This window comes from Paenibacillus hubeiensis (genome assembly GCF_032334105.1).
Taxonomy (GTDB): domain Bacteria; phylum Bacillota; class Bacilli; order Paenibacillales; family Paenibacillaceae; genus Paenibacillus; species Paenibacillus hubeiensis.
In genome coordinates this window covers 76764-98322 of record NZ_JAVYAE020000010.1, presented here as the reverse complement: position 1 = coordinate 98322, position 21559 = coordinate 76764, and the positions used below count along the sequence as shown (strand labels likewise).

The window sequence follows — 21559 nt, the reverse complement described above, 5'->3', positions numbered from 1 at the left end:
ATCGAATTAATTATATATACCGGAAGGTTAATTATGCAATTGATATTTTTGTGAACGCCGTTGCCTATACTTTACCGTCCGGAACATGTACAATCTAATGATGCATAATCCCATGGAAAGAGGTATCTCCATGAGCAAAAAATCAAATCCTGCCCGTACGCCGGGCAGGCCAAAGGCAAATGCGGAACAGGCATCTGCCCGCACGAAAATATTGGCGACTGCGTCCCGGTTGTTTATGGAATACGGTTATGAACCGGTCTCTTTGCAACAGATCGCATCCTTATGCGGCGTGACGAAAGCGTCGATCTATTACCATTTCTCCAGCAAACCCGGCCTGTTCACCGTGGCCATCACCCATATGATGGCCATGGGCATGGAGCAGACCGCCCTTCGACTGGATGCTCCCGGTACGCTGCGCGAACGGCTGGAAAGCATCGCTGAAGCCAAAATGCAGCGCTCCCATGTCGATACGGAAACGATGATGCGAGAGGCGGAAACGTACCTCGATCCGGACCAACTGCAGCAAATCCGCGAGGCCGAAACCCGCATTTTCCAAGTGCTGGCCACCCACTTTGAGCGGGAAATGCAGATCGGTTATTTGCGCCGGAGCAATCCGCTGCTGCTGGCACAGGCTTTTACCTCCCTGCTGATGCTGGCCAACCGCGAGGACGTTCGCAGCATGCACGAGAATATTGCCGACCTGGCACGGGAGCTGGTGAACCTGTTTCTGGAGGGAGCCGCTCAACAAGCGTGAATCCCTACCCAGCCCTTCGCCCGTGTCGTTATCCCTGGCACACCCCGCTCGATACTAATCCGGGGAAGCTTATAATGCACTCTTTTCCTGTCGATCAACTTCTTCTGTAGAAGATGAACAAAACGCTATATTTTCAAATGTATAACAATGGTCTATAATCGGTGTTACCCGAATCAAACCGAACCTTGCATAGTGGAGGGGGATCAGCAATGACCGATACAAAACCAACGAAAGCGCGCATCCCACGTCTGCTTGAGACGGAGCGCATCTATCTGCGTCCATTTGAACCGACCGATGTGGATGCGTATTTCCCTAGTCTGTTCGACGAGGAAATGCGCAGGCTGACCGGCACGCAGGGCAGCTTTACCCATCAGCAGGTGGAACGATTCGTGGAGGAGGCTTCGCAGGACGGCTCCCGAATCATGCTGCTCATCTGCCTGCAGGATACCGACGAAATGATCGGCGAGATCGCCTTGATGGATATGCATGCCAAAAACCGAAGCGGACACATCCGCATCGCCATCGACAGTGCGGCGCATCAGGGCAAAGGCTACGGAACCGAAGCCATGAAGCTCCTGCTGGACTACGGCTTCGGCATCTGCAATCTGCACCGGATCGAGCTTGAAGTTTATGCGTTCAACGATCGGGCTATTCGTACGTATGAGAAGCTCGGTTTTAAGCGCGAGGGCGTGAGAAGGGATGTGCTGTTCTACAATCATCGGTATCATGACGCCATTCTGATGAGCATGTTGGAAGAAGAGTTCCGCGAACGCTATGTACGTGCCTGATATGTACTTCCATCGAACTCTGAAAAAGAAAAAAACCGAGATCGGCGTAATTCCGACCTCGGTTTTTTTGATGTTGCTTGCAGTGTATGCCTGGCTCTAAACCGCTTGCGGTTGTTCCTCCGCAAACTGGCTGTTGTACAGATCGGCGTAGAAGCCCTGTTTTTCCATCAACGCTTCGTGGTTGCCCTGCTCGATCACGTTCCCGTGGTCCATCACCAGAATCAGGTCCGCTCCGCGAATCGTAGACAAACGGTGGGCAATGACAAAGCTGGTGCGGTCCTTCATCAGATCGTTCATCGCTTTCTGGATGAATACCTCGGTGCGCGTATCGACGCTGCTCGTTGCTTCGTCCAGAATCAGGATGGACGGATTCGCGAGAATCGCTCTTGCAATGGTCAGCAGCTGTTTCTGCCCTTGGGAGATGTTCGATGCGTCCTCGTTCAGCACCGTGTCATATCCATCCGGCAGCGTGCGGATAAAGTGGTCGGCATGCGCGGCAACCGCGGCACGCACAATATCGTCTTCCGTGGCCCCCTCTTTGCCGTAGGCAATGTTGTCACGGATCGTGCCGTTGAACAGCCACGTATCCTGAAGCACCATGCCGAACATGCTGCGCAGCTGGCCGCGTTCCATGTCGCGAATGTCCACGCCGTCAATAGCGATGCGCCCATCCTGGATTTCGTAGAAACGCATCAGGAGATTGATCAGCGTCGTTTTCCCGGCGCCGGTCGGTCCCACGATGGCCACCGTCTGCCCTGGCGCAACATTGATGTTCATGTTGCGGATGAGCGGCGCATCGGCTTTGTAGCCGAAGTTCACGCCCTGGAACGTGACCGCGCCTCTAGGCTGTTTCAGCTGCGCAGGTTGGCTGGTTTCCGGAACCTCTTCCTCTTCGTCCAACAGCTCGAACACCCGCTCTGCCGAAGCAATCGTGGATTGGATGATGTTCGAGATGTTCGCGATCTGGTTGATCGGCTGCGTGAATTGACGCGAATATTGCGTAAAGGCCAAAATGTCCCCGATGGAAATCGAGCCGCGAGTGACGAAAATGCCGCCAACTACACAGATCAATACATATCCCAGGTTACCTACAAAACTCATGAGCGGCATGATGATACCCGAAATGAACTGAGCCTTCCAACCGGAAGCGTACAATTCTTCATTGATTTTTTCGAACTGCGCCACAGACTGCTCTTCCCGTCCGAACGCTTTGACGACTTTGTGGCCTGTGTACATTTCCTCCACATGACCATTCAATTCGCCGAGCGATTTTTGCTGGCCGGCAAAGTGTTTCTGGGAACGGGATGCCACCGCAACGACGACGATCATGCTCAGCGGCAGCGTCAGTACCGTGATCAACGTCATCCATGGGCTGATCGTCAGCATCATGATAATGACGCCGACCACCGTCACAACCGATGTAATGAACTGGGCCAAACTTTGTTGAAGCGTGTTACTGATGTTGTCCACGTCATTGGTTGCACGGCTCAACGTTTCCCCATGCGTGCGGGAGTCGAAATATTTGAGCGGCAAACGGCCGATCTTTGCACTAATCTGTTCGCGCATATCGTACACGACTCGTTGAGCGACGCCAGCCATCAGATATTGTTGAACATACATAAAGGCTGCACTGAACAGATACAAACCAAGCAGCAAATACAACACTTTCATCAAGGCAGGAAAATCAACGCCACCGCCCTGAATTCCTGTCATAATCGCAATCGCGCCCTGGGCCAAAATATCCGTTCCTTCCGCCATGACCTTCGGGCTGATGATGCCGAACACGGTGCTCAGAATCGCTGTAACGAGCACGCCAAGAAGCCGGTAGCGATGAGGTTTAAGATATTGGATCAGCCGACGCATCGTACCCTTGAAGTCTTTGGCCTTTTCACCCGGAGGACGCATGCCCATGCCGGGACCCGGGCCGGGATGCCTCGGTCCTGCCGCAGGACGTGCATTGTTCGATGGACGTTCACTCATGCGATCTCCTCCTCTGTCAGCTGGGAAGATACAATTTCACGGTACACTTCATTGTTCTCCAGCAGTTCCTGATGCGTTCCTGAACCTACGATTTTACCTTCGTCCATGACGAGGATGCGGTCTGCATCCATCACGGTGCTTACGCGTTGGGCCACGATAATGACCGCAGCCTCTTTCGTCTCTGATTTCAAGGCTGCGCGAAGCCGGGCATCCGTTTTGAAATCAAGCGCCGAGAAGCTGTCGTCGAAAATGTAAATTTCCGGACGACGTACAAGTGCGCGAGCGATGGACAAACGCTGCTTTTGTCCCCCCGAAACGTTATTCCCGCCTTGGGCAATCAGGCTTTCGTAGCCATCCTTCATTTCGGAAATAAAGTTCTCGGCCTGGGCGATCCGGGCTGCATGCTCCACTTCCTCCATCGAAGCGTCCTCTTTGCCGTGACGGATGTTTTCCGCAATCGTTCCGGTAAACAGAACCGCCTTTTGCGGAACAAAGCCGATTTTGGATCTCAGCTGCTCCTGCGTGAGTTCGCGCACATCCGTGCCATTCACACGGACATGCCCCTCTGTCACATCATAAAACCGGGGAATGAGACTGAGCAGCGTCGTTTTGCCTGACCCGGTACCACCGATAATCGCCGTTGTTTCACCTGGACGAGCCGTAAACGAAATGCCCGACAATGCCGCATTCTCTGCTCCCGGATAACGGAAGGTCACGTTGTCAAACTCGATGGTGCCCTGCTCTGAGCCCATGCTGCGCGGCTGCGACGGATCTTCCAATTCCGGCTGCATTTCCAATACCTCGTTGATCCGCTCTGCGGAAGCCGAAGCCCGCGGAATCATGACGAAAATGATGGATACCATAATCAGCGAGAACATAATCTGCATCGCGTATTGGACAAAGGCTATCAACGAACCGATATCCATGCTTCCGCTGTCGATGCGCTGCCCGCCAAAGAACAAGATGGCAATCATGGAGAAATTCATGACCAGCATCATGACAGGCATCAGCGTAGCCATCAAGACGTTTACCTTAATGGAGATGTCTCTCAGATCGGTATTTGCGTTGTTGAAACGTTGGCGTTCATGTTCCCCGCGGTTAAAGGAACGTACGACCCGAATGCCGGTTAACTGCTCCCGCAGCACCAGGTTCAACCGATCCAGCTTTTTCTGGATTTGCTTGAACAGCGGCAATCCCTTGGCACCGATCAGCGCGATGGCTCCGGCCAGCACGGGCAGTACGACCAGGAAGATCGTAGACAGCTTGGCATCCTGGGAAATGGCCATGAAAATGCCGCCGATGCTCATGAGCGGCGCCATGATCATCATGCGCAGCATCATGGTCAACACGTTCTGCACCTGCGTGATGTCATTGGTGGTACGGGTAATGAGCGATGCCGTACCCAACTTGTCGAATTCCTGCAGCGAGAAGTTCTCGACATGGCGGAACACCCTGCTGCGCAGCTGTTTGGCAAAGCCGCCAGCCGTCTTGGAGGAAAGGTAGCTCGCCGTTACGGAGGCTGCGGTTCCGCCGATGGCAATGACCAGCATCCAGCCTCCGATTTTCCAGATATAAGGCACGTCGCCTTTGACGATACCATCGTTCACAATGTCCGCCATCAGGGTCGGCAGGTACAGTTCAGCAAGCGACTGCAGCAGCACCAACCCGACGATAAAAAAAATGGGGATCCGATACGGCTTCAGCATGCGAAACAATTTCATCATGGCTTATCATCTCCTTGGTCGTTGGACTGTTCCGTCTGAACGGACTTCAATGTATCGAAAAAGCTGTACACCTTGGTCAACAATTCGGCCAATTGCAAGCTGTCTTCCTCCCCCAAATGTGCGACGAGTTTGTTGAAAATCTCCATTCGTTCTTCATGCGCCGCCTGGATAATCTTACGGCCCGCTTCCGTGATCGTGATGCGTACGGCGCGCCGATCCTCCTCATCCATCGTCCGTTCAACCAGTCCCTCGTCTTCCAAACCGCGAATCACCGGCGTGATCGTAGGCGACTTCACGCGAAGCAGCGCACTGATTTCCGATACCTTCAGTCCGCGCGGATTAGGTTCGGGACCGCTGTCGAAATCAGGCGGATTGTCTCTCCAATCGATGCGTTCACCGGGATGCGCCCCGTGCAGCAAACAAGCCAGCACCATGATTTCGTTGTGATTTCGCCCGTGAGGCTTGTGCTGCCGCCATTTGCCTTTGTTGAATTGCATGATGGAATACAGCAGTTTGCGGGCAACCGGATCCAGACCCGTCATATGTCTCCCTCCTTCTTAGGGCATCTATTAAATAGATCACATAATAAATAGCCATCAAATTAATTAGGTGTACTAAGTATATTATCATGAAGTCCGAATGTCAAACGATCGTTTAGCGGTCGTATTCATAAGGAATAATTTACATACTTAGGCTGCTGTGATAACCTTTAATCAGATTTAAATATTCCCATTTTTGTGCTATGCAAAGATACCAGTCTAATTAAAGAAGAGCTTACCGAAAGGACCTAGCTATGCTGAAAAACATCATTTTACTTCTGATCGCTTATGTAATCTCGCGCGTACTGTTTCTCCATCTAACCGCCAACTTATCAAGCGCCTTATATAAAAATACGTTGGAATTCATCATTTTTGCCGTGATTTATGCGGCCTTTCTGTTCATCTTTTCTCCTCGCAGAAAGTATGCCAAGCAGTGAATGGCTTGCTAAGCAGCCGTTTCAAAATAAAAACCGCCCCATTCTGCGAGATGTCTGCATACAATCTCCGCAAAGGGGCGGTTTTTTTAAGTTCCTTTAGGATTAGCGCGAAGCCGTTACCGTTTCGCGAGCCGAGGAGAACGGGAAGTATTGCTCGGCATTGTTATGGGCAATGCCTTGCACCATCCGTCCGAGCAGCTCCATATCATGCGGGGCTTCGCCCTGCTCGGCCCACTCGCCGATCAGGTTGCAGACGAGACGGCGGAAATACTCATGCCGCGTGTAGGACAAGAAACTGCGCGAATCGGTCAGCATGCCGACGAAACGGCTGAGCAGACCCACGTTCGCCAGCGCTCGCATCTGGGCGAGCATGCCGTCTTTAGTGTCGTTGAACCACCATGCGGCACCCAGCTGAATTTTGCCCGGAACGCCGTCGCCCTGGAAGCTGCCGACGATGGCTGCAAGCACCTCGTTGTCGCGCGGATTCAGGGAATACAGAATCGTCTTCGGCAGCGCGTTCTGCTGGTCGAGCGCATCGAGCAGTCCGATCACGGCCGCAGATAACGGCGCATCGTTTACGGAGTCGTAGCCCGTATCCGGTCCCAACCGTTCGAACATGCGCCGGTTGTTGTTGCGTGCCGCGTTGATATGGAACTGCATGACCCAGCCGCGCTCGGCGTAAAGTTTGCCCAGGAAGGTCAGCGTCACCGTTTTGTATTTGTCCTCGTCTTCCCGGCTGACCTTATGGCCTGCAAGCGCCTTGGCAAAGATCGCTGCGGCTTCCTCTCGGGTCGCCACACCGTAAGGCACATAATCCAAGGCATGGTCGGATACGCGTCCCCCCACGGAGTGGAAGAACTCTACCCGCGATTCCAGGGCGGACAAGAACGAATCGTAATCGGAAATGGCCGTGCCGGAGGCTTGCGAAAGTTTGCCTACCCAGTCTACGAACGTGTCGCGGTTAAGCTCAAGCCCTTTATCCGGACGAAACGAAGGCAGCACCTTTGTATTGAAGCCCTCGATCTCCTTGATTTGCAGATGGTACTCCAACGAATCGCACGGATCGTCCGTGGTGCATACTACGGAGACGTTCGATTTCGTGATCAGGTCACGCGCGCCGAATCCGGGACCGTTCAGTTTGGCGTTGACCTTTTCCCAGATCGCCGGGGCGCTCTGCTCATTCAAAATTTCGTATACGCCGAAATAACGCTGCAGCTCCAGATGCGACCAGGCATAGAGCGGATTGCCGATCATCATCGGCACGGTCCGGGCATACGCGAGAAAACGATCGTAATCGGTCACGCCTTCTCCACCCGTCACGTATTTCTCCTCGATGCCGTTCGCTCGCATGAGCCGCCATTTATAATGATCGCCGTACAACCACGCTTCAGTAATGTTGGCAAACGTTTTGTTTTCGTAGATTTCCTGCGGGCTGAGATGGCAGTGGTAGTCGATGATCGGCATATCCTTGGCATAATCCTCGTATAACCTTACCGCGGTTTCGTTGTGCAGCAAAAACTGTTCATCCAAAAAAGATTTCATTCGCCTCGCACGCTCCCTTTGGGTGAGTTTACGTTCACATGGGTTCATTCCCATTTTTACGCTACACTGTTTGCCCCGAAAGTTCAATACAAAATGATAACGATTTCAAAAAAGGTTGATTTAGGCACACCACCGAAAGACAAGGTATACTGAATTTATCCTGTTTATGCCGTTTTGAAGATTCATATCCAGAGGAGATGATCAAGGGTTATGACACAGATGAAGGTTACGTTTCTCGGCACGGGGGACATGTTTAGCTTCGAGCAGCACCACAACAGCATGCTGGCCGAATTCGGCGGCACGCATCTCGTCATCGATTTTCCCGAATCGAACGCCAGGGCGCTGAAAGAATACGGCTTTCCTTTAACCGATATCGAAAATGTGTTTATCACGCACCTTCATGAGGACCATATCAACGGCGTCCAGCTGCTCGGTTATTATTCCCAAATCGTAAGCGGACGCAAACCGCGCCTGTACATCCACGAAGCATTGGTAGACCCGTTATGGAGCATCTTGTCTCCCGGCATGCGTCATACGACGGATGGGGAGCGTACGCTGCATGATTATTACGACATCGTTCCGCTGCCGGACGGCGGCACGTTCGAGCTGGGCGGAGTCACCTTCGAAACATTCCGGACAACGCATGTGCCGGGCATGGTAAGCAACGGCCTGCTGGCCCGCGGATACTTTGATTACAGCGGCGACAGCACATTGGATCAGGACAGGCTGATTGCGACGGCCGATGAAGTGCAGCTGATTTTCCACGAATGCCACATGCACGATCTGGTGATTAAATCCCATACCTCGCTGCAGGATCTGCAGCAGCTGCCAGCCGAGATCCGGCAGAAAACGGTGCTGATGCATTACCATGACGAATATGCGGATGCCGGCAAAAGGGCCGCATTCAATCAGGCGCATGACCTGCAAATGGCCGGACAGCTTCAAAGCTTTGTACTGAGAGGGTAAAGCGCCCTTCTGAAACGGGTAACACGCAACGGCGCGCCAAAGCGGTTCTCATACGTCTCTTGAGCGGGAATGGAAGGGTACCGCTGTTAGCCTTTGCCGGCCGGCAGCGTGTATCCTTCCGATTGTCCTGTTTGAAACCTATCCGCTGCTTGGCGATCAACTGCTCCAGATCAAGCTCTCGGAGTTCAGGGCATACGAGTCGCTGCTTACTTTTAAAGGATCAACCCTGTCTTCTTTCACGCCACATTTCATATGAAATATCCAACTGCTCTCGAATCATCTCGTAATTTTCCCACGTGTCCGGCACATGGTAGACCGATTCTGCGTCATCATGGTTCACGAAAAAGAGGTAGTCGCTCAGATAACTTTCATACCCACGCTCGGCAAAAGCATTCCCTTCATCGTTCAACATATCTGCCGCAAGAACACCCCCCGTTTTTCGGCACAGCTGCGAGCTCAGGAGCTTTCTGGCTTTGAATGCCTCCACATCCGCGCGGTATTTATCCAAGAACTCGTTGCTGCACAGTCCCTGATCGACCAACCACCCCAGGAAAAAACCAATATGCACATAAGCCTGATCATGGGACAATTCCGCCGGAAAGTCACCGTCATAATGGTATTTTGCTTTGTCGTATACTGTCATTGTTCTGTCTCCTTTTCTCCCTAATCCTCATTTTAAAACCTAAATAACACCCATGGGAAGACCGATTAGAATCGATCCGAAATGCCCCCCACTGACATAGTCATATTATCGGCTTGGGCGGCTCTGTAATTTGCCTTGTTTAATCCAAAAAGGCACCGTCCCAGACCGACTCAGTCAGGAAACAGTGCCCGCTTGCTTTGTATTAGGAATTAAGACGAAGACTGACCCGCAGCCGCGTCGGGCAGTGCCCACACGGACAGCCCACCACCGTTAACGGGGAAACTGGCCCATCCGTCCTGACCGATCTTAATCTGTTCTTTTCGGCTCAGTGTCAGATCGGTCCACGTTTCGCCGGCATGGTGCTGCCCTACGCACATGCGTTTTTCGCCATCGTCCCCGTTGGAGATAACCACCGCGCAGCCGGAGCCCTCGAACTCCTTCGCTCCCCTTCTTACCCAGCCGATGGTGTTCGGATGATCGAAATAATCGACCTGCTCCCCGTACGCTTTGTTGGTTCGTGCATACAGCAAACGATCCAGAATGTCCTGTTTGCCTTTCACCGGTTCAGGACCGCCAATCCCGTAATAGTCGCCATAAAACACAACCGGATATCCATCCTTACGCAGCAGGATAAGTGCATAAGCGCTCGGTTTGAACCAGTCCGCCACCCACGATTCCAGCGCTTCGTGAGGCTGGGAATCATGGTTGTCCACGAACGTAACGGCATGGGTAGGATGCGTCTGCACCAGCGTATCGTTAAAAATGGAGGATAAATTGAAGTTGCGGCCCTGAAGGGACGCCTCATGCAGCTTGTAGTGCAGCGATACGTCGAACAGGTCGATCCGGTAATCGACAGTATCCAGAAATTTGCGGCAGGCATCCAGACTTGGGTGCCAGAACTCGCCGACAATATAAAAATCCTGGCCGCGTTTGCGGATCATCTCTCCGGCAAATTCCCGGATGAATTCATGGTTGATATGTTTGATGGCGTCCAGCCGGAAGCCGTCGCACTGAATCGTGTCGATCAGCCAATGGCCCCAGTTCAGCATTTCACGCCGGACGTCGGGATGGTTGTAGTCGATGTTCGCAAACATTAAATAATCGTAGTTGCCGAACTCCCGATCGACGTTTTTGTTCCAGGTTTTGTTCTCCCCGGCAATGCGGAACACCCCGCTTCGTCTCCCTTTGGCATCGTAATCGGTGCCGTTGAAATGCTCGTAGTTCCATTTGAAAGAGGAATACGTGTCCCCGCGCCCCGGAAAAGTGAACTTGGTCCACCCCTCAATCTCGAACGGCTTGGAAATTTCCTTCGTCCGGTCGTTCGGATCGACCTCGATCACTTTGAACACTTCCGTTTCGTCCGCTCCTGCCTTGTGGTTCATGACCAGGTCGACATAAACGGCGATGCCGTTCTTTTGGCACTCCGCGATGGCATCAACCAGCTCCTGCTTGCTGCCGTATTTCGTGCGCACGCTTCCCTTCTGGTCGAATTCGCCAAGATCGTACAGGTCGTATACGCCGTATCCCGTGTCCGTATTGGATATGGCTTTGGTCACGGGCGGAATCCACACCGTGTCGATTCCCTTCGCCTTCAGCTCGGGGGCCAGCTCGGCCAACCTTTTCCAGTGGTTTCCGTCTGCGGACAGATGCCATTCGAAAAACTGCATCATCGTATGATTTCTCTTCATAAACCAACCTCCCTAGGATTGCTTCAGAAGCCGACCGCAAAACGGCTCGCTCGGTAGTTCTACGTGTTGTCAACTAACCAAGTAATACCCTTTTCGGCCCATGGTTTAATCATTGGAAGAGAAATTAGTTGCAGAAGGGGCAATGCGCGTGAAATGCTGCCACTCCTCCGGAAGCAGGGAACGGTAAGGCTCCTGCGTAAACCGGTCATCGATGAGAACCAGTACGCCGGTGTCTTCCTCCGTACGGATCAGCCTGCCGCCAGCCTGCAGCACCTTGTTCATGCCAGGGAAAATATAGGCGTAATTAAAGCCGTTGCGTCCCGTTTCATTAAAATAATCGCGAAGCACGTTGTTTTCCAGTCCGATCTGCGGCAAACCCGCACCCACTACAACGACGCCGTTCAAGCGGTCGCCCGGCAGATCGACGCCTTCGGAAAAAACACCGCCTTGAACGGCGAAGCCGATGCGGGTACGTTCCGGATCAGGCTGGAAAGCATTCAGGAACTGGTCACGCTCCTCCTCGCTCATGCCCTGCCGCTGCATGGTGACGTCGACATTGCCCGGTTGTTCCATGAACGTGTCGTACACTTCGCGCATGTACGGATAGGAAGGAAAGAACACGAGTAAATTGCCCCGCGGCCATTCCGCGGCCAGCTGTCGCAGCATTCCCGCAATCGGTCTTCGGGAGCGCTCCCGGTCCTTATAGCGCACGGACAGCGGCATCAGCCTGACGTCGAGCTGTTCCGGCCGGAAAGGCGAAGGTACCCGCAGCGTGTAGTCGTCCTCGCCCGCGCCCAGCATGTCGCGGTAATACCCCATCGGCGACAGCGTGGCCGAGAAATGAACGACCGAGCGAAAACCTTTGGCCGTCTGACGCAGCAGCACCGAAGGGTCCAGGCAGAACAGCCTGATTCGCACCTCGCTGCGCTCGCATTCGGCATACGTGATGAATCGCTCATCATACAACTTGCCGATCCGCAGGAAGTTCTGGGACGCAAAATATGTGTCCAGCAGCAGTGCCTGAGCCTCCTCGTCCTGCGCTCCACCCTCAAGCAGGCACTGCTCCGCTGCCATGACGAAGGGTTCCAGCAGGTCGAACAGCTCTTCGGGAGGCTCCTTCTTCAGCAGTTCGCCCGCGTTTTCGCCGTGCGAGCGAATCGTGCCCATGTATTTGTCCACCGCACCCGCCGTGCTGGCGATCCCTTTCGCTGCAGGCAAGCTGCCCTCAAGCGCTTTGAACGTGCTCTGGGTATCAAAGAACGCGGACTTCGCCAGTTCGGCCGAAAACATCATCCTGCCGCGGTCCACCAGATTGTGGGCCTCGTCCACGAGCAGAACCGTCTTGCGTTTCTGCTCTTCCAGCATGCGTTTCAGGGAAATCCGGGGGTCGAAAATATAGTTGTAGTCGCAAATCACCGCATCGGCCGCATACGCGGCATCCAGCGAGAATTCGAACGGGCATACCCGATGTTTGCGGGCATACTGCTCGATCACCGGGCGCGTCATCAACGTCTCGTGTTCCAGCATGTCCAGCACCGCACCGTTGATCCGGTCATAATAGCCTTCGCACATCCCGCATTGCCCTGCGTCGCATGCTTCCTCTTCCTTGAAGCAAATTTTATCCTTGGCGGTCAGGCTGATGACATGCATGTGAAGACCCTGTGCCTGCATGCGCGCAAACGCCTCTTCCGCAGTAGCACGCGTCGTCGTTCTGGCGGTCAAATAAAACAGCCTGCCTGCCTCGCCTTCCCCGATCGCCTTGACCGTCGGGAAGAGCACGGACATCGTTTTGCCGATCCCTGTGGGAGCCTTGGCCATCAACCCCTTGCCCTCGCGAATCGTCTGGTATACCGCCCCGGCCAGCTTTCGCTGTCCCTCCCGATACTTTTGAAAAGGAAAACCAAGCCCGCGAACCGTCTCATCCCGTTTCTGCTCATGGGCAACCATCATTTCCGCATACGGCGCGTAACCCGCGATGACCTCGGCAGCGAACTGCTCCAGCTCTTCCCGCTCCAGCATGCGCCGCATGCGGCGCTCCTCGTTGCTCATCGAATGCACGTAAGTAAGCTGTACCTGCATACGCGGCTCATCCTGCTGGACGGCTATCATGTAAGCGTACATGATGGCTTGAGCCCAATGCACGGGAGCACCCTCCCCCAGATCGTCCAGATTGCCTGCCGTTGATTTGATCTCATCCACGGTCAGCTGCCCATCCAGGCGGATCAAGCCGTCGCAGCGCCCTTCGATGACGTAGACCAAATCGCCGTATTGCAGCTTCGCCTCCAGGAACACCTCCTTCAGGTCTTCCTCCGCATAATCCTTCTGCACCCGCTGGTGAATGCGCGTTCCTTCATGCATCGAGGCATTGGTACGAAAGCCGGGACGAATGCTTCCGCTCCGGTATACATATTCCACCAACGGTCTTACCGGTATTCGAATTTCAGTTGTCATGCGATCACCCGTTCCGTATATAGTCCCTATACTTTACCATGAAATACTGGCTGATTTCATGTTTACGGACGTATTTAAATGCAGCACCCATGTCCGCCAGGAGCCATCAAACCGGGTTTGGATCAGCGTTACCATAAGCTATCTTGAGTAGTAAACCATAAAGAAATGCACAATAAGGGGGAGAAGCTCATGTACCTCTATTCAATACCTGGTCGTTTCCTGACCAACCCCGCAAAGATGGGTCGTTTCGATTCGTTTCAGGATGATGCTTGGTGCTTTTTGACACGGCTCGCCTGAACATAGCATAATAATTGTAAATGAAACAACGGAAGGGAAGGCGGTATTTTGTCACGCAGCTCACTCGGCCGGTTTCTAAGCGGACCGTTCATCTTATTCACCGTGATCATGATGATCAAGAGCTCTCTCGCCTGGATCGTGATCTTCGACGATATTCCGGTATGGAAGCCCTTGTTGACCGAATTGCCGCTCATCTGGATCTGCTTCTGCCTGATCGAATGGTTTGCGGCTAAACGGCGCATGTGGGCGTACCTCGGATTGGATTTGCTCCTGTCCGGCATTTTTTTTGCAGCCATTATGTATTACAAATATTACGGGGTCATCGTCAATTACCATGCCCTGGCGCAAGTCAACCAGGTCACTGCGGTGAAGAGCAGCATGTTCTCCCTGCTTGATCCGTATTATCTGTTTATTTTCACCGATATTATCGTCATCGGAGGCATCCTGATCCGTCGTCGCATCCGGCATGGAGGCCTTGAACTCCCGGGGCGCATTCCACTTGAGAAGCGTACCCGGAGACGGATTGCGTCCGTCATTCTCGTGCTCTCCTTAGTCGTTTGCTTGCTCAACATTTATCCCAATCGGGCTAGCATGAACGAGCTTATCCAGGCTGAACAGATGGGCATTCTCGGGTATGAGGCATTTACGATTCTGGCGGATCGGCCGAAAAAACCCGTCCCGCTGGAGGCGATCGACCAGAACGCCGTGAACGAGCTCAAGCAGACAACGAGCGTGCCTGCCGTCGTGGAAGCCGGCGCAGCCAAAGGCCGTAATGTCATCGTGCTGCAGTTGGAGTCATTCCAGAACTTCCTGATCGGGCTGGAAGTGGATGGGCAGGAAGTGACTCCGAATTTGAACGAATTGGCACGGAAAAGCCTGTATTTCCCGAATTTCTACCAACAGGTGGGACAGGGAAATACGTCGGATGCTGAATTTGTGGTGAATACGTCGTTTTATATTCCCCCAAACGGAGCCGCTTCAACAGTCTATGCCAGTAAAGAACTGCCCAGCCTGCCCAGACTGATGGGGGCAAACGGTTACCAGACGGCGACGTTCCACACCAATGACGTTCATTTCTGGAACCGGGATCAGCTGTATCAAGCGCTAGGATTCGACCATTATTATGATTTGAAATATTTCGGAACGGAGGACACGGTTGCTTTCTCCGCATCAGATGAGGTGTTATACGCCAAAACGCTGGATAAACTGGAGGAAATGCAAGCTTCAGGATCTCCTTTTTACGCACAGGTCATCTCTATGTCGGCGCACCATCCTTATGAATTGCCTGAACGAAAGGTCGATATGACCCTTCCCGAACGATTCAAAAATACGCTGCCCGGCAACTACCTGGTGTCCCAGCATTATGCAGACAAGGCTGTGGGGACTTTCATCGAGGGACTGAAGCAGCGCGGATTGTGGGATAACAGCCTGCTCGTCGTATACGGCGATCACCTCGGTCTTCCGATCTACTCGCTCGACAAAGACGACAAAGCGCTCATGAAAGAGATCTACGGCCGCGAATATACGTCTGCGGACATGATCAACATTCCGCTGATCATCTCTTCGCCGGGCGTGGCGCCGGGAACACAGCTCGGACAGATCGGCGGCCAGGTCGACATTCTGCCAACGATCGCCGGACTGACGGGTTTGTCCTTGGAGAATCAGCTGCACTTCGGGCAAGATCTGCTGAGGGAAGGCGGCAACCTGCTGCCGGAGCGTTATTATTTGCCTTCCGGATCGGTGCTGAACGATGCGTCATTGTTTATTCCGAAAACCGGGTATGGGGACGGCACCCATTATTCTTTGGAAGAAGCTGCGGCGAGAAACATGCTTGCGCTGAAACCGGCCGTGGATGACTCCGCACAAGATGAAGCCACTCCGGCGATGGTGAATGGCAATGCTGAGGAAGGTAACACTAAAGACGTTCATGCTGCTGATACCGTAAAATCGGAGGATCAAACAGAGGATCATCAGGCAGGGACTGCTCAGGACGAGAATTCATCGGCCGCTTCCACGCCGTACATCACCAAAGAACAATATGAACGGGCACTGGAACTCATTCATTTGTCCAATAGTTATCTGAGCCAGCTCCCGGACCGAAATCAAGATCAATAACGCCATTATTCAATCTATATAAACCGCACTAATCATTCACACTAGGGCACTGCGAGTGCAGTACCATCTTCCGATCGCTGTTATCCCCAGATTTTTCGGATTCCCCTTTTCTAAGGGGAAAATCCGGTGATAAGCCTATGCTTCCGATGCAGCTTTCTTTCAGAAAGCTTTTAGAACGCTTTGCTTCTCCAGATTGGTTCTGCCTCTTCGTTAACGTGTGTTTGTTTTTTGCGGTTTATATATTCATGAAATGTCGAAAGCCCGCAGACGCGGGTCCGATGACGGACTGCTCTGCGGGCTATTTTGTGTTAAGAACGGTTACTCTATGTTGCTCATCGTCTCATACAATGAATTACAACGGCAGCAGGGACACCGTATCCCGTTCCGACAGCTTGGCCGCCATGTCCAGCCATTCCTGCGGTTTGTTCGGCAGTACGGCATAGTACCGGTTCAGGAAATCGTACACCAGGCTAGCCGGGAGCTCGGCCAGCTCCTCGTCGCCAGGCATGAAGCATAGATCCAATCCTCCCACCGCTTCGCCGTCTCCCTGCCAGGACGGATGAACATACGGGAAGTCGATCCGTTTGTATCCGAGGTGCGACAGCACCTCGCGGCGTACGTAAGGGTCCATCGGTTTAATGCCGCCGAACGAATGATCCTGGCTCAGGTACGGGTTGTAGATTTCGGCAAACATGCCGAACAGCTCTTTGCCGTTCGCTGCAGCGAGTGCCTGCAGGTCACGCTTCCGGTGGTTGGCCAGAAATGCGCCAATGCCAAGTCCTTCGCGGCCGATGATCGTGAAGTCGGTCATGGCCACGTTCCAGTCCTCGTAATAGCGATATTCGGTCGCACCTACAACCTGTCCTTCATGAACCGCCACGAATACGCGGATGCCCGGGTCTTCCAGCGGTTCCTTCCACAGCGGGAAGTCCAGCACTTCCTCAGGCGGGAAAATCTCCTTCATCAGGTTGTGCATCTGGGCGAACAGCGGGTCTTCAATCGATGTAATTCGTTGATATTCCATGATGACGGCCTCCTTATCATTTACATGCTTTTGAATGAATGATTGTTAAACGGAGCCACTGCTTGGTCAGAAACATCTTCCGATCGTTATCGTATAAATGTCCAATTCAACCAAGAATCGTTGACTTAAAAGTACTTTGCCGCACGTTACTTGAACGGATTGCGCCACTCCATCAGGGCGGCATAGTTGCAGGACTCCTCGTCGTCCAAATAGTCCGCCGCAACGCCCACGGGCATTCGCCCGCAGCGCAAAAGGAACGAGACGACCGGATCGCGAAGCTCTCCCGCGGTTACGCTCTCCAGGTACGCTTCTGCCGACATCTGTCCGGCAACGAGATGATACCCCGGCATCCGGCCTGCGCCCAGCAAGCGGTCCATCCCTTGAGCGATCACCAGATGGTACATCGCCTGCATCATAAGCTGGGCCAGCCCCCATTTGCGATACTTGGGACGAACGCACAGATCGACGATATATAACGTATTGCCATCCGGCTGATGATTGCGAATATAACCGTCATCCGTCACTTCGGCCCAGGTATGCTCCGCCGGGTGATCAGGGTCCCAGTTCATGCGCAGCGACGTCATTGATCCTGCCAGCTCGCCATCCACTTCGATACATATGGCTCCGTGAGGATAATGCGCAATGTGGCTGGTGAGCTGCTCATGGTTCCACAGCAGCTCCTCCGGGTATGGCGGCGGGAAACTCTCCGCCTGAATGCGGATCAGCTCGTCGAAGTCGGCTGCGGCATAGCTGCGAATGACGGCCTTGGCCGGTCTGCCGTTCCGATCCGGGCCGGCAATGTACATCTCTTTCCGATACAAGCCATGCTGAGCCATCGCTGAACCCCCTTTCTGCCATAATCGAAGCACGTTTATTTCCAATCGGTGTACAGATCGGTACGACGGTCGCGCCATGTGGTAACCGAACCGCGTTCGCGCACCTCATACAGCAGATCCAAATCAAGGTCAGCCGTTACGAGCATGTCGTCATTGATTTCCCCTTCGGCCAAAATGCCGCGCGGCGGAAACGGCACGTCGTTCGGCGTAATAATCGCGGCTTGACCATAATTGGCCCGCATGAAGTCAACCGTTTTCAGGCTGCCCACCGTTCCGGTGAGTACAACATAGACCTGGTTCTCCACCGCACGCGCGTGGCTCGTATAACGGACGCGATAGAAGCCATGACGGTCATCCGTGCAGGATGGGCAGAAAATGACGTCAGCCCCTTTCGCCTTCGCCATGCGTACGATTTCCGGAAATTCAATATCATAACAAGTCAGCATCGCAATCCGGCCTTTATCCGTGTCGAACACCTCAAGCCCTTCGCCAGGCGCCATGTTCCATTCATCCACTTCCGTAGGTGTAATGTGGATTTTGGCTTGGCGCGCGATGCGGCCGTCCGGATAGAACAGGTGAGCCGTGTTGTACAGCTTGCCTTCACGGCGGATGACATGTGTTCCCCCGATGAGGTGCATGCCATACTTCGCCGCCAGCGACGTAAACAACTGTTCATACTGGTCCGTGAAATCCGGCAAGTCCTCAATGGTCAGTGCGTTACCCTGCTCATCCCCGATGGACATTAACTGCGTGGTAAAAAACTCGGGAAACAGCACGAATTCAGTGCCGAATTCGCTGGCTGCCCGTATGTAATGCTCGGACTGAGCAGCAAATTGCTCGAACGAGCCGATCGTTTCCAAATGGTATTGCACAGCGGATACCCGCAGTTTCATCGAACAAACACCTCCTCCATAGTCTGATTTCATTTTACCAATGAAACCGTGATATTCCTAATCATTTCAGCTTCGATTGCGTAAACGAAATCCACTCCCTCGCGGCAAACGAAAGATAACGATCTTTGCGCCAGATCATGCCCAGCTGCCAAGGAATAACGGGCTCTTCCACGGACATGATCCGCACGCGCATATGGTCCACCTCGCGGCAGATCGTTTCCGGCAGCAGCGCCACGCCCAAATTGGCAGCCACCATCGAACTAAGCAGGTCCCACTGCGAGCTCTCATAGACGACGCGCGGCTGGAATCCCGCTCCCTGGCAGGCAGCGATAATCCGGTCGTGCAGCGCGAAGTCCTCCCTGAACAGCACGAAAGCATCATGCTCCAGTTCGCGCAGCGCAACCGTCCCCTTGTCGGCAAGCGGATGGGAAGGATGTACGAGCAGGTTCAACTTTTCCTCCACGAATACGAAGTGATCGAGCACCTCGTCCACCGTGGGCAGCACCGCCACGCCGATATCCAGCGCACCGCTGATCACGTCGGCCTCCACTTTTTTCGCGCCGTCTTCGAACAGTTCGATGGTCACTTGGGGAAATGCCTTGTGGAACTCGCCAATAATCATCGGGAAAAAGCTGGATCCCACCATGGGCGGCAGACCGATGCGCAAATGTCCCTTCTTCAGGTTCATCAGATCGTCCAATTCCGACGACAAGCTGCGGAACGACTTTTCGATTTCCTGCGCCTGACGGAAAAACACATGGCCCGCATCGGTCAACTCCACCCTTTTGCCGTAACGATCAAACAAGATCACGCCCAGCTCGTCCTCCAGGCTTTTTACCGTTTTGCTGATCGTGGGCTGTGTGATGAACAGCACTTCTGCCGCCTTGGTGAAGCTCTGCTGTCTCGCTACCTCGAGAAAATATTGCAAATGGCGAATATCCATCGTAATATGCCCACCCCTTCCATAGATAAATGGAATGATAAATATTCTTAATATGCATTTTACTCATGAAAGATGTCGCTGTAAAATTTGAAATGACAAAGCTTTATTACTTTCATTTTTCATAACAAACATGTTCTTCATTCACATATTCAAAGGAGGGTTTACCGTGAAAAAATGGGGCATTGGCATCGTGCAGGTTGCGCTGCTCATGGTGTTCTCGCTCGGGATGGACCAATTGGCCCGAGTTCTCCATCTGCCCGTCCCGGGATCGATCCTCGGCATGGTGATCCTGTTCCTTCTGCTCCAGGCCGGCGTCGTGAAGCTGCGCTGGATCGAGGTTGGCGCGGGCTGGCTCCTGGGCGAGCTGCTGCTGTTTTTCATTCCGTCGGCCGTAGGCATCATGAATTACGTGCCGATGCTGGAACAGGACGGATTGCAAATTTTGTTCATCGTGCTGTTAAGCACGTTTCTGGTGATGGCCTGCACGGGTCTCGTCGCCAGCCGAATCGCCAAAAGAAAGGAGCGTCATACGGGATGATCGGATTTCTTTGCTTGCTGCTCACGGTCGGCATTTACTGGATCGCCAAACGCATGTACCGCAGTCTGCCCAAAGTATATTTGTCACCGCTGCTCATCACACCGTTGATTGTCACGCTGGTGCTCATCGCTACAGGCACCAATTATGAAACGTACAGCATGGGCGGCAAATGGCTGAGCCTTTTGCTTCAACCGGCTACCGTTGCCTTCGCCGTTCCGTTATATACGTTTTTCCATGTGCTCAAAAAACACGTCTCGGAGATCGTCTTCAGCGTCATGACGGGCTCCGTGGTCGCGGTGTTGTCCTCGGCCCTGCTGGCCAAGCTGCTGCACCTCGACGCCGGGCTTGTACACAGCCTGATTCCGAGATCGATCACCACGCCGATTGCGATGAACGTCTCGGCCACCATCGGCGGCATTCCGGCCGTTACGGCCGTATTTGTCATCATGACCGGCTTGCTCGGCGCAACCATCGGCCCGTCCATCGTAAAAATGCTGCGCATCGAAGGCGAAATTGCCCGCGGCACGCTGCTTGGGACCGGGGCCCACGGCACGGGAACGTCCAAAGCGTTCGAATTCAGCTCGCTGACGGGCACCATCTCCAGCATCTCCATGGTGCTCGCCGCCTTATTCACCTTGGCAGTGGCCCCCCTGCTCTCCAAGCTTATTTTTCCGTAATATAATAGATGGAATTATCCCTTTTTTTTGAAATATAATTGTTGTAATAAAGCCCTTTCTTCCTTACAATAAGGACAGGTTTTCAAAGTTAATATTGCGGGGGAGATGCGATGAAAAGAACCGGAATGAAGAGATCTCTGGACCGCCTTGGACGAATTGTCCTTCCCAAAGAAATGCGGGATACGATGGAAATCCATATCGGCGATCCTCTTGAATTTTTCATTGAAGGGAAAGAGTTGATTTTAAGAAAGTACAAATCGACATTGTGTGTGTTTTGCGGAAACCTGGATACAGAAATGTATTTCAAAGAGCAATTCATCTGCCGGACCTGTGCAACTCAATTAAAACACCCGGAAGACACTCCCGAATGGTTCGTTCCTCAACCGAAAAAATCTCCTGCATCCGCGGAGCGTCCTGCTTCCGAATCCGCCCGAGCCGCTTCATCCGATTCGGACGAGAAAGCCGGCAACGAGTATCCGGACCTGCGGCCCAAAACGGCCCGCATGCTGCAGCAAATGAGAGAAATCGTTGAACAGCATCCCGGCCTGGCCCAGCAGCAAATTGCAGAGAAGCTTGGCATCAGCCAAGGACGCGTCTCCCAATTAAAGAAACTGCTATAATCGCGACATCAAAAACATATGGAGACTTCCGGGTGACCGGGATCCCGTTGCAAGAGAACCCTGAATAACATGCGGGTTCTTCTTTTTTTGCATCAAGCCAAAAA

Annotated in this window: 18 protein-coding genes; 7 read left to right on the top strand and 11 right to left on the bottom strand. The window is 53.2% G+C overall.

Annotation, left to right across the window (positions count from 1 at the left end; all coding sequences use genetic code 11):
• Positions 1-130: 130 nt before the first annotated feature.
• Both RSX24_RS22465 and RSX24_RS22460 read left to right on the top strand, forming a co-directional pair.
• The gene (locus RSX24_RS22465; RefSeq protein WP_236413243.1) at positions 131-754 is read left to right on the top strand and encodes a TetR/AcrR family transcriptional regulator; all 624 of its coding nucleotides are present in this window, start codon (positions 131-133) and stop codon (positions 752-754) included.
• A 209-nt stretch (positions 755-963) separates the two neighbouring features.
• On the top strand, positions 964-1542 hold the full coding sequence (locus RSX24_RS22460) for a GNAT family N-acetyltransferase (RefSeq protein WP_236413245.1): 579 nt from the start codon (positions 964-966) through the stop codon (positions 1540-1542).
• 96 nt (positions 1543-1638) lie between these two features.
• Here the strand turns inward: RSX24_RS22460 and RSX24_RS22455 are convergent, their stop codons facing one another.
• From RSX24_RS22455 to uxaC, 4 genes are all read right to left on the bottom strand, one after another.
• Complete coding sequence (locus RSX24_RS22455; RefSeq protein ID WP_343261827.1) at positions 1639-3522, bottom strand: ABC transporter ATP-binding protein; 1884 nt, start codon at positions 3520-3522, stop codon at positions 1639-1641.
• A complete protein-coding gene (locus tag RSX24_RS22450) occupies positions 3519-5246 on the bottom strand; it encodes an ABC transporter ATP-binding protein (protein WP_236413248.1) in 1728 nt (575 codons plus the stop codon). Before RSX24_RS22450 ends, RSX24_RS22455 begins: the two co-directional genes overlap by 4 nt.
• Positions 5243-5788 carry a MarR family winged helix-turn-helix transcriptional regulator gene (locus tag RSX24_RS22445; protein WP_236413250.1) on the bottom strand — a complete coding sequence of 182 codons (546 nt, stop codon included), beginning with the start codon at positions 5786-5788 and terminating at the stop codon, positions 5243-5245. Before RSX24_RS22445 ends, RSX24_RS22450 begins: the two co-directional genes overlap by 4 nt.
• A 536-nt stretch (positions 5789-6324) precedes the next feature.
• Positions 6325-7764 (bottom strand): glucuronate isomerase, encoded by a 1440-nt coding sequence (gene uxaC, locus RSX24_RS22440; protein WP_236413252.1) that lies wholly within the window; start codon positions 7762-7764, stop codon positions 6325-6327.
• Between the two features lie 210 nt (positions 7765-7974).
• Between uxaC and RSX24_RS22435 the strand changes: the two genes are divergently transcribed.
• Complete coding sequence (locus tag RSX24_RS22435; RefSeq protein ID WP_343261826.1) at positions 7975-8730, top strand: MBL fold metallo-hydrolase; 756 nt, start codon at positions 7975-7977, stop codon at positions 8728-8730.
• Positions 8731-8950: 220 nt separating this feature from the next.
• Here the strand turns inward: RSX24_RS22435 and RSX24_RS22430 are convergent, their stop codons facing one another.
• The 3 genes from RSX24_RS22430 to RSX24_RS22420 all read right to left on the bottom strand — a co-directional run bounded on the left by RSX24_RS22430 (position 8951) and on the right by RSX24_RS22420 (position 13512).
• The gene (locus tag RSX24_RS22430) at positions 8951-9373 is read right to left on the bottom strand and encodes a DUF7832 domain-containing protein (RefSeq protein WP_236413256.1); all 423 of its coding nucleotides are present in this window, start codon (positions 9371-9373) and stop codon (positions 8951-8953) included.
• Between the two features lie 209 nt (positions 9374-9582).
• Positions 9583-11061 carry an alpha-amylase gene (locus tag RSX24_RS22425; RefSeq protein ID WP_339275112.1) on the bottom strand — a complete coding sequence of 493 codons (1479 nt, stop codon included), beginning with the start codon at positions 11059-11061 and terminating at the stop codon, positions 9583-9585.
• 105 nt (positions 11062-11166) lie between these two features.
• A complete protein-coding gene (locus tag RSX24_RS22420; RefSeq protein WP_343261825.1) occupies positions 11167-13512 on the bottom strand; it encodes a helicase C-terminal domain-containing protein in 2346 nt (781 codons plus the stop codon).
• Between the two features lie 405 nt (positions 13513-13917).
• Between RSX24_RS22420 and RSX24_RS22415 the strand changes: the two genes are divergently transcribed.
• Positions 13918-15924 carry an LTA synthase family protein gene (locus RSX24_RS22415; protein WP_438286871.1) on the top strand — a complete coding sequence of 669 codons (2007 nt, stop codon included), beginning with the start codon at positions 13918-13920 and terminating at the stop codon, positions 15922-15924.
• 352 nt (positions 15925-16276) lie between these two features.
• Here RSX24_RS22415 and RSX24_RS22410 read toward each other — a convergent pair whose 3' ends face one another.
• From RSX24_RS22410 to cidR, 4 genes are all read right to left on the bottom strand, one after another.
• Positions 16277-16948 (bottom strand): GNAT family N-acetyltransferase, encoded by a 672-nt coding sequence (locus tag RSX24_RS22410; RefSeq protein WP_343261823.1) that lies wholly within the window; start codon positions 16946-16948, stop codon positions 16277-16279.
• A gap of 146 nt (positions 16949-17094) precedes the next feature.
• Positions 17095-17784, bottom strand: a complete 690-nt coding sequence (locus RSX24_RS22405; protein ID WP_343261822.1) for a GNAT family N-acetyltransferase — start codon at positions 17782-17784, stop codon at positions 17095-17097.
• Between the two features lie 35 nt (positions 17785-17819).
• On the bottom strand, positions 17820-18677 hold the full coding sequence (locus RSX24_RS22400; RefSeq protein WP_236413264.1) for a carbon-nitrogen hydrolase family protein: 858 nt from the start codon (positions 18675-18677) through the stop codon (positions 17820-17822).
• A gap of 61 nt (positions 18678-18738) precedes the next feature.
• Positions 18739-19620 carry a cidABC operon transcriptional activator CidR gene (gene cidR / locus RSX24_RS22395; protein ID WP_236413265.1) on the bottom strand — a complete coding sequence of 294 codons (882 nt, stop codon included), beginning with the start codon at positions 19618-19620 and terminating at the stop codon, positions 18739-18741.
• Between the two features lie 166 nt (positions 19621-19786).
• Between cidR and RSX24_RS22390 the strand changes: the two genes are divergently transcribed.
• The 3 genes from RSX24_RS22390 to RSX24_RS22380 all read left to right on the top strand — a co-directional run bounded on the left by RSX24_RS22390 (position 19787) and on the right by RSX24_RS22380 (position 21455).
• Positions 19787-20158, top strand: coding sequence for a CidA/LrgA family protein (locus RSX24_RS22390; protein WP_236413266.1), 372 nt, complete (start codon positions 19787-19789; stop codon positions 20156-20158).
• Positions 20155-20835, top strand: a complete 681-nt coding sequence (locus RSX24_RS22385) for a CidB/LrgB family autolysis modulator (RefSeq protein ID WP_236413267.1) — start codon at positions 20155-20157, stop codon at positions 20833-20835. The genes RSX24_RS22390 and RSX24_RS22385 overlap by 4 nt, the downstream gene beginning before the upstream one ends.
• Positions 20836-20945: 110 nt before the next feature.
• Positions 20946-21455: an AbrB/MazE/SpoVT family DNA-binding domain-containing protein gene (locus tag RSX24_RS22380; RefSeq protein ID WP_339275120.1), complete on the top strand. Its 510-nt coding sequence runs from the start codon at positions 20946-20948 to the stop codon at positions 21453-21455.
• Positions 21456-21559: the final 104 nt, after the last annotated feature.

Bases quoted from the DNA above. Each gene is read 5' to 3' on its own strand.
- RSX24_RS22465 (WP_236413243.1), top strand. From the start codon at position 131: ATGAGCAAAAAATCAAATCCTGCCCGTACGCCGGGCAGGCCAAAGGCA.
- RSX24_RS22460 (WP_236413245.1), top strand. From the start codon at position 964: ATGACCGATACAAAACCAACGAAAGCGCGCATCCCACGTCTGCTTGAG.
- RSX24_RS22455 (WP_343261827.1), bottom strand. From the start codon at position 3,522: ATGAGTGAACGTCCATCGAACAATGCACGTCCTGCGGCAGGACCGAGG.
- RSX24_RS22450 (WP_236413248.1), bottom strand. From the start codon at position 5,246: ATGATGAAATTGTTTCGCATGCTGAAGCCGTATCGGATCCCCATTTTT.
- RSX24_RS22445 (WP_236413250.1), bottom strand. From the start codon at position 5,788: ATGACGGGTCTGGATCCGGTTGCCCGCAAACTGCTGTATTCCATCATG.
- uxaC (WP_236413252.1), bottom strand. From the start codon at position 7,764: ATGAAATCTTTTTTGGATGAACAGTTTTTGCTGCACAACGAAACCGCG.
- RSX24_RS22435 (WP_343261826.1), top strand. From the start codon at position 7,975: ATGACACAGATGAAGGTTACGTTTCTCGGCACGGGGGACATGTTTAGC.
- RSX24_RS22430 (WP_236413256.1), bottom strand. From the start codon at position 9,373: ATGACAGTATACGACAAAGCAAAATACCATTATGACGGTGACTTTCCG.
- RSX24_RS22425 (WP_339275112.1), bottom strand. From the start codon at position 11,061: ATGAAGAGAAATCATACGATGATGCAGTTTTTCGAATGGCATCTGTCC.
- RSX24_RS22420 (WP_343261825.1), bottom strand. From the start codon at position 13,512: ATGACAACTGAAATTCGAATACCGGTAAGACCGTTGGTGGAATATGTA.
- RSX24_RS22415 (WP_438286871.1), top strand. From the start codon at position 13,918: ATGATGATCAAGAGCTCTCTCGCCTGGATCGTGATCTTCGACGATATT.
- RSX24_RS22410 (WP_343261823.1), bottom strand. From the start codon at position 16,948: ATGGAATATCAACGAATTACATCGATTGAAGACCCGCTGTTCGCCCAG.
- RSX24_RS22405 (WP_343261822.1), bottom strand. From the start codon at position 17,784: ATGGCTCAGCATGGCTTGTATCGGAAAGAGATGTACATTGCCGGCCCG.
- RSX24_RS22400 (WP_236413264.1), bottom strand. From the start codon at position 18,677: ATGAAACTGCGGGTATCCGCTGTGCAATACCATTTGGAAACGATCGGC.
- cidR (WP_236413265.1), bottom strand. From the start codon at position 19,620: ATGGATATTCGCCATTTGCAATATTTTCTCGAGGTAGCGAGACAGCAG.
- RSX24_RS22385 (WP_236413267.1), top strand. From the start codon at position 20,155: ATGATCGGATTTCTTTGCTTGCTGCTCACGGTCGGCATTTACTGGATC.
- RSX24_RS22380 (WP_339275120.1), top strand. From the start codon at position 20,946: ATGAAAAGAACCGGAATGAAGAGATCTCTGGACCGCCTTGGACGAATT.